Source organism: Ohtaekwangia sp. (genome assembly GCF_036786105.1).
Classification (GTDB): domain Bacteria; phylum Bacteroidota; class Bacteroidia; order Cytophagales; family Cyclobacteriaceae; genus Ohtaekwangia.
On record NZ_DAIQRQ010000019.1, the window covers coordinates 1 to 6,740 of the forward strand.

Consider the following 6,740-nt stretch of genomic DNA (forward strand, 5'->3'; position numbering starts at 1 on the left):
TTAACAGTTACTCTAAACGATCTGTGCTATTCTGTTCCCGATGGCTATCGGGATAACGTTCCAATCAAATATGAATCAAGAATTTTCCGGGAAGATGTTCCTGGGTTTGCCCTGAAGACTGACGGATTTACGGTTTGAAAACTTTTCGCTCTCCATACTGAAGCTTGTTGTAGTGCTTCAGTTTTTTCTTTCCGCTGGAAGTTTTATAGGCAGGCTTGTTGCTGTGGCACGATGCCAGGGCGATTGCAAGGATTACGATCAAACTAAAAATTCGTCTCATGGAGCGTCCGGTTATCAACATACAAATTTATCAAGGAATTTGAGAATTAGTATACGGCCAATCCAGTGGATTGTTGATCTGGCCGAAACTTTGGAGGCTTTTGACATAAATGCGAAGTTCAGAAGGCACAATGATGTGGGATATTACAGGTGTTGCCGTGGACAGAGTCATGAATTTCAGACCTAAGGCTGTTTGAACACCAAGCGGTAGTTGTATTTTCACGAGCGACAAGACCCCGTTATCTTATGAATTTGAGAGGCGTTACCGGATGCTGTTTTTCACTAACTTCGTTCTGTACTCCTTTGGTTGGAGGCTGCTTTACCCTGACGATACCTGCGCATGGAACCATTGAAAAAAATCTTTACACACTCCCGGTCCTTTATACATGAGATGGTTTCCCGATTCATGTTTGTGTATTTAATCCTGTATATTTTACCGTTTCCGTTATCCGTGATTCCGTTCTTTGGATATATATACCAACCCTTGCATGTTTTATTTGCCAGTGTGGTAGATATAGCCGGGCCATGGATATTGGGCGATTACTATACTCTGGCACACATAGAAAACGGCAGTGGCGATACATCGTATAAATATGCTGAAGCCATTATATTGTTGGCCGTTGCCGGTATTGCCACTACCTTGTGGATGTTCTTTGACCGAATGCGATTCAAGGAGAGAACATGGTCGTTGGGATTGGAAGTGCTGGTGCGCTACTACCTCGCGGCATCACTTTTTGGCTATGGCTTTTCGAAGGTAATTCCTGCCCAGTTTCCATTGCCTACCATCGAGATGTTATCCCGAACATACGGAGAGTCATCGCCGATGGGATTGTTGTGGACGTTTATGGGAGCTTCACCGGCCTATACTATTCTTGCGGGCGTGAGTGAAGTGCTGGCAGCAGCATTGTTGCTGTTCAGGCGCACAACATTGCCGGGGGCTATACTGGCTTCGTTCGTGATGGCCAATGTATTTGCACTCAACCTGTTTTACGATGTGCCGGTAAAATTATACTCGTTTCATTTGTTATGGATGTCAGTCTTTTTAATGGTATCGCATGGAGATGAATTGCTGTATACATGGAAGGGTAAATCGCTCCACCCGGTGTTTCAGGGTGGCAAGCGTGCGAGACTGATCCGGCTCACAGTGAAAGTGCTGCTGGTAGGCGTGATGATCATTCCGAACCTCATCTATGTAATCGATCAAAAACAAAAACAGGCAAGCTATTATATGCGAAAGGATAGTATTGTGGGCGAGTATGATGTGTCTTCATTCACGATTAATAACACACCGTTGTCTCAGGCAACTGATAACTCCAGGCGATGGAAGAAACTATTGATAAGTAACAGCATCGTGCAGATTGTATATGCTGATGGTTTCCCGGTGTCGTGGTATTGTGCGATCCGGAATGGAGCAAAGAAGATACACGTTGCTTCAAAAGACCTGACGACCACGGGAGAATTTACCTTTACACTGCATGATGAATCGCTGCACCTGAACGGCCTGCTATACCAGGACTCTATCCGGGTAACCGCTGTTCGCTCTTCTGCCAATGCTTCGTTGCTATTGGGCCGGAAGTTTCAGTGGATAACGGAGGAGCCTTATAACCGGTAAGTATAAGGTTCTATTTTTTCTTTAACTGCTCTTGACAGTTTGCATCACCTAACATACTGCCCCGCTTCAGATAATATTGAGACAGTTCTGGGTTTTTGGGAGCTCCAAATTTTCCCGAATGTATTTCTGCAAGCCTTCTAATTGAAGGTATATAATCTTTGGCAGCGGCAAATTCAAGCAGCCCGATAGCTTTTGTTGTTGAAGCCTCAACCCCAATGCCATAGAGGTAAAGTTCTGCCAGTTCATGGAGGCAATCCATTTTTCCATCTTGAGCGCCTTTTGTTAAAAAATCGATGGCAAACTGCGGTGTTACTTTTTCTTCAAAATAGTACAAAGTTATTTTTTCTTCTTCCGTCTCGGTATTTCGAACATCATGAATGTATTTCGCGGGATTAAAAAATTGCTCTTTTAACTTTATGGTATCGGGTACTAATGTCTTATCTGTTGCTATCAGATTTCCAGCATGGAGTATATATTTTTGCTTGTTTCCAATGATGATCAGTGAATCAGTGTTCTTTGTTCGAAGATCCAATATGTTGGTGTTATATAGTGATATTATATTGCCATTACCCTTTATTATAATAACATCATGCACCTGATCAAAATAACTGGCATTTACTTGAACCAGCGCTATCAGGTTGTTGGAACCTTCAAAAATGACTTCGTCATGATCAGACTGTTCATTTGATAATGTATTTTCTTGCTTAACGGTTATAAGATTATTGTTATTCTTTTCAGTAGTATATTGCAAGGAATGGCAAGATACCATCAGGCAAGCATTAATAATAAAAAGCCTCTTTTTAACCACGAGCCTCATATGGGAACACGAATTTTAATCTTTAACGTCATTTATTATAGTATTATTCTTTTTCTAATCAACCTTGGTTGGAATGACCCGAGTAGTTCTTTGGGGTATGGCTACTTTATTTTATTCTTTTGGATAGTGGCAGGAATAGTTCTTGCTGCTTTATTATATACAAAAGTTCTTCAGCCTGAATCGACTTTGGAAAAAATCGGGATCTTTACAGCAACTCCGGTTGTTTGTATCGTTATCGTCTGGCTTATATTGGCATTAAAATAAGGTGTCAATTGTCGTATTGGCAAATCTCAATTGCTAAACATTGTTTATCAATTAATTATTTGTAACGAACCTTACTAACTTTTTAAAAGATGTTAACCTTGGTGTCGGAATCGGAACCTTTGCTTAATTTAAAACCCCGATAGGTAAGGGTATACCCGTCTCTTTCCATCTATAGAATATGAAAATAGGAATCGCTGCAGATCATGGAGGTTTTGCACTAAAGGAAGTGATCAAAACCTTTTTACAATCGCGTCAACATGAAGTGACAGATTTCGGAGCGACAGCATACAACGATCAGGATGACTATCCGGACTTTGTGGTGCCGCTCGCGAGGGCGATAGCATCCGGCGAAGTAACGCGCGGCATTGCTGTATGCGGAAGCGGTGTAGGAGCCTCCATCGCTGCCAACAAAGTGGCCGGCGTACGGGCAGCGCTCATCAACGATCACTTCTCTGCACACCAGGGTGTTGAAGATGATGATATGAATTTACTTTGCCTGGGTGGACGTGTAACCGGTCCGGAAGCTGCGAAGGAACTGATCATTGCTTTTCTCAATGCAAAATTTACAGATGCCGAGCGACACAAGCGCAGGCTGGCGAAGGTGAAGCAGCTTGAGTCGTGAACTATATATAGCGAAATAATCTTAGTATTACATAAATCTTATCTCTATAACAATGCAAGGCAATTCTTATCTCTTAGGCATGGTCGGTCTTGGTACCATGGGACGTAACCTTCTTTTAAATATGGCAGACCATGGTTTCAAGGTGGCCGGCTATGATAAAGATGCATCGAAAGTAGAACTTCTTGGTAAAGAAGCAGTAAAAGGTGATGTGAAAGGATTCACATCCTTACAGGAATTTGTTAACAACCTGCAAAAGCCGCGTGCTGTGATGCTGCTGGTGCCGGCTGGTAAAATAGTAGACAGTGCTATAGCGGAGATCGCTCCGTTACTGGATAAAGGTGACCTGATTATTGACGGTGGTAATTCTCATTTTACAGATACCAACCGCAGAGCGGAAGAGCTGAAAGGTAAAGGACTTCACTTCTTCGGTATGGGTGTTTCCGGAGGAGAAGAAGGTGCACGCAAAGGTCCGAGCATGATGCCGGGTGGCGACCCGGATGCATACAAAGTAGTGCAGCCTATATTTGAGGCCATCGCTGCGAAAGTAAAAGGCGATCCTTGTGTTACCTATATCGGCCCTGGTTCATCGGGTCACTTTGTGAAGATGGTACACAACGGTATTGAGTACGGATTGATGCAGCTTATTGCTGAAACGTATGAAGTAATGCAGAAGGGATTGAACTTGCCGGGCGAGCAGATACAATCGATCTTCAGGCAATGGAATGATGGCAGGCTGCAATCGTTCCTCATCGAGATCACCCGCGATATATTTGCATTCAAGGCACCGGGTGCAAACCACTTGTTGTTAAATGATATTAAAGACGAAGCGCGCTCGAAGGGAACCGGTAAATGGACATCGCAGGTAGCGATGGATTTGCAATTGCCGATTCCTACCATCGATACAGCAGTGTCAATGCGCGATCTTTCCAAGTATAAAGCGCTGCGTACAAAAGCATCTACTCTCTATAAAGACGGTGCGCTGAAGCTCACGGTCGATCAGGGTAAATTTATACAGTCGCTGGAGGAAGCGCTATATTTCACCACCGTGATTGCGTATGCACAGGGTATGCACCTGCTTTCGCAGGCCTCTGCCGAGTATGGCTATAACCTGAAGATGGACAGCATTGCGTTGATCTGGCGTGGCGGATGTATTATCCGCTCTACATTTCTCGAAGATATATACCAGGCTTATAAGAAAGATACGCAGCTTGCACACTTGTTGCTGGATGCGGGCATCGCGCAAAAAGTGAATGGTGCCGTCGGGGGTATGCGTACCATTGTTTCCGCTGCTACTGCTGCCGGCATTGCGATACCCGCCTACACGGCATCGCTGAGTTATTTTGATGCGTTCCGCAGCGAACGGATGCCGTCTAACCTGATTCAGGCACAGCGCGACTATTTTGGAGCGCACACTTACGAGCTTATCGGCAAAGAAGGTGTATTCCATACACAATGGTTTGCTAAATAACACGGCTATATATACCTCACCATTCAACCCACTTTATAGCATGAGCTTAGCTACCGATAATCTGAAAAAAGAGCCTGTGATCTTCTTTATTTTTGGAGGCACAGGTGACCTTACTTCACGTAAACTCGTTCCTGCCCTCTACAATCTTTTTGTTGACGGATGGATGCCCAATCATTTCGCTATTGTAGCCATGGGCCGTACTGCATTTACCGATGAACAGTTTCGGGATGTACTATTGAAAGATATCACACAGTTCTCGCGCAGCGGAAAACCCCAACAGGAGAAATGGGATGCGTTTGTGCAGCATGTACATTTCCAGGTATCAGACATCAACGAGCCAAAAACATACGAAGAGCAAGGCAGCAGGATTGAGGCTTTTGAGAAAGAGGCCGGTGCCAAGGCCACTGTGATATACTACCTGGCGGTAGCGCCACGCTTCTTCAGTACCATTGCCGAAAATATAGCGAAGCATAAACTTGCTGAAGATACTTCACGTTCGCGTATCGTGATCGAGAAACCGTTTGGCCACGACCTTGAATCGGCCAGAAAATTGAACCAGTTACTCGGCAGTGTGTTTACCGAGCAGCAGATATACCGCATTGATCACTACCTCGGCAAAGAAACGGTGCAGAACATTCTCGCATTTCGTTTTGCCAACTCTATATTTGAGCCCCTGTGGAACCGTAACTATATCGAGCACGTGCAGATATCCGTAACGGAACAACTCGGTATGGGGAATCGTGGTGGTTATTATGATGAAGCCGGTGCATTGCGCGATATGATTCAGAATCATATACTGCAGCTGCTGTGCCTTGTGGCGATGGAAGCTCCGGTAAGTTTTGAAGCTGATAAAGTGCGCGATTGCAAAGTAGATGTACTGCACTCCATGCGGAAATTTAGTTCGGAAGATATCAAGAAGAACGCGGTGCGCGGGCAGTATAGCAAAGGTTGGATGGAAGGTAAAGAAGTGCTCGGCTATCGGGAAGAACAGGGTGTAAATCCACAGTCGAATACCGAGACGTTTGCAGCGATCAAGTTCTTTGTTGATAACTGGCGCTGGCATGGTGTTCCGTTTTACCTGCGCACCGGCAAGCGCATGCACCAGTCGTCATCGGTCATCACCATACAATTCAAGGATGTGCCGCACATGATCTTCCCGTCAGAGGCGGTGGAAGGCTGGCAGCAGAACAGACTTATCATCAGTATACAACCGGAGATGAGTGTGCGTTTGCAAGTGCAGGCCAAACGTCCGGGACTTGACATGACGCTCAATCCGGTTGACATGATCTTCGATTACAACGGTACCTATACCGGCGATACACCGGAAGCATACGAGACGTTACTGCTCGACACCATGCTGGGCGACCAGACTCTCTTTATGCGAGGCGACCAGGTGGAAGCTGCATGGGATCTGCTGATGCCGATACTCACGGCATGGGGCGGCAAGAAGAGCCTGAGCTTCCCGAATTATTCAGCCGATTCATGGGGACCCGAAACCGCTGAGGCACTCATCGCCCAGGATGGTTTCCACTGGTTTACACTCCCATTGAAGAACGACCGGAAAAAATAATAACCGTTAATCGTTATCCCTTACACGTTAATCGAAAGAGTCTGTTAACGATTAACGAGATTGAATAACTTATTTTCTGTGCTATTCTATTCCCGATGGCTATCGGGA

General features: G+C 45.0%; 7 protein-coding genes. 5 read left to right on the plus strand and 2 right to left on the minus strand.

The window, feature by feature from the left end:
* Positions 1 to 127: 127 nt before the first annotated feature.
* On the minus strand, positions 128 to 280 hold the full coding sequence (locus tag V7Q33_RS10460) for a hypothetical protein (protein WP_331980972.1): 153 nt from the start codon (positions 278 to 280) through the stop codon (positions 128 to 130).
* A 450-nt stretch (positions 281 to 730) separates the two neighbouring features.
* On the opposite strand from V7Q33_RS10460, the gene V7Q33_RS10465 reads away from it, so the two are divergent.
* Complete coding sequence (locus V7Q33_RS10465) at positions 731 to 1,891, plus strand: hypothetical protein (protein WP_333819794.1); 1,161 nt, start codon at positions 731 to 733, stop codon at positions 1,889 to 1,891.
* 10 nt (positions 1,892 to 1,901) lie between these two features.
* On the opposite strand, the gene V7Q33_RS10470 is transcribed toward V7Q33_RS10465, so the two are convergent.
* Positions 1,902 to 2,708 (minus strand): tetratricopeptide repeat protein, encoded by an 807-nt coding sequence (locus V7Q33_RS10470; RefSeq protein WP_333819795.1) that lies wholly within the window; start codon positions 2,706 to 2,708, stop codon positions 1,902 to 1,904.
* Between V7Q33_RS10470 and V7Q33_RS10475 the strand changes: the two genes are divergently transcribed.
* The 4 genes from V7Q33_RS10475 to zwf all read left to right on the plus strand — a co-directional run bounded on the left by V7Q33_RS10475 (position 2,709) and on the right by zwf (position 6,632).
* The gene (locus V7Q33_RS10475; RefSeq protein WP_333819796.1) at positions 2,709 to 2,972 is read left to right on the plus strand and encodes a hypothetical protein; all 264 of its coding nucleotides are present in this window, start codon (positions 2,709 to 2,711) and stop codon (positions 2,970 to 2,972) included.
* Positions 2,973 to 3,150: 178 nt separating this feature from the next.
* On the plus strand, positions 3,151 to 3,594 hold the full coding sequence (locus V7Q33_RS10480; protein WP_331980964.1) for an RpiB/LacA/LacB family sugar-phosphate isomerase: 444 nt from the start codon (positions 3,151 to 3,153) through the stop codon (positions 3,592 to 3,594).
* A gap of 79 nt (positions 3,595 to 3,673) precedes the next feature.
* On the plus strand, positions 3,674 to 5,062 hold the full coding sequence (gndA, locus tag V7Q33_RS10485) for an NADP-dependent phosphogluconate dehydrogenase (RefSeq protein WP_333819820.1): 1,389 nt from the start codon (positions 3,674 to 3,676) through the stop codon (positions 5,060 to 5,062).
* A gap of 40 nt (positions 5,063 to 5,102) precedes the next feature.
* The gene (gene zwf, locus V7Q33_RS10490) at positions 5,103 to 6,632 is read left to right on the plus strand and encodes a glucose-6-phosphate dehydrogenase (RefSeq protein WP_331980960.1); all 1,530 of its coding nucleotides are present in this window, start codon (positions 5,103 to 5,105) and stop codon (positions 6,630 to 6,632) included.
* Positions 6,633 to 6,740: the final 108 nt, after the last annotated feature.

Coding starts and splice junctions, on each gene's coding strand:
- V7Q33_RS10460 (WP_331980972.1), bottom strand. CDS start 280: ATGAGACGAATTTTTAGTTTGATCGTAATCCTTGCAATCGCCCTGGCA.
- gndA (WP_333819820.1), top strand. CDS start 3,674: ATGGTCGGTCTTGGTACCATGGGACGTAACCTTCTTTTAAATATGGCA.
- V7Q33_RS10475 (WP_333819796.1), top strand. CDS start 2,709: ATGGGAACACGAATTTTAATCTTTAACGTCATTTATTATAGTATTATT.
- V7Q33_RS10470 (WP_333819795.1), bottom strand. CDS start 2,708: ATGAGGCTCGTGGTTAAAAAGAGGCTTTTTATTATTAATGCTTGCCTG.
- zwf (WP_331980960.1), top strand. CDS start 5,103: ATGAGCTTAGCTACCGATAATCTGAAAAAAGAGCCTGTGATCTTCTTT.
- V7Q33_RS10480 (WP_331980964.1), top strand. CDS start 3,151: ATGAAAATAGGAATCGCTGCAGATCATGGAGGTTTTGCACTAAAGGAA.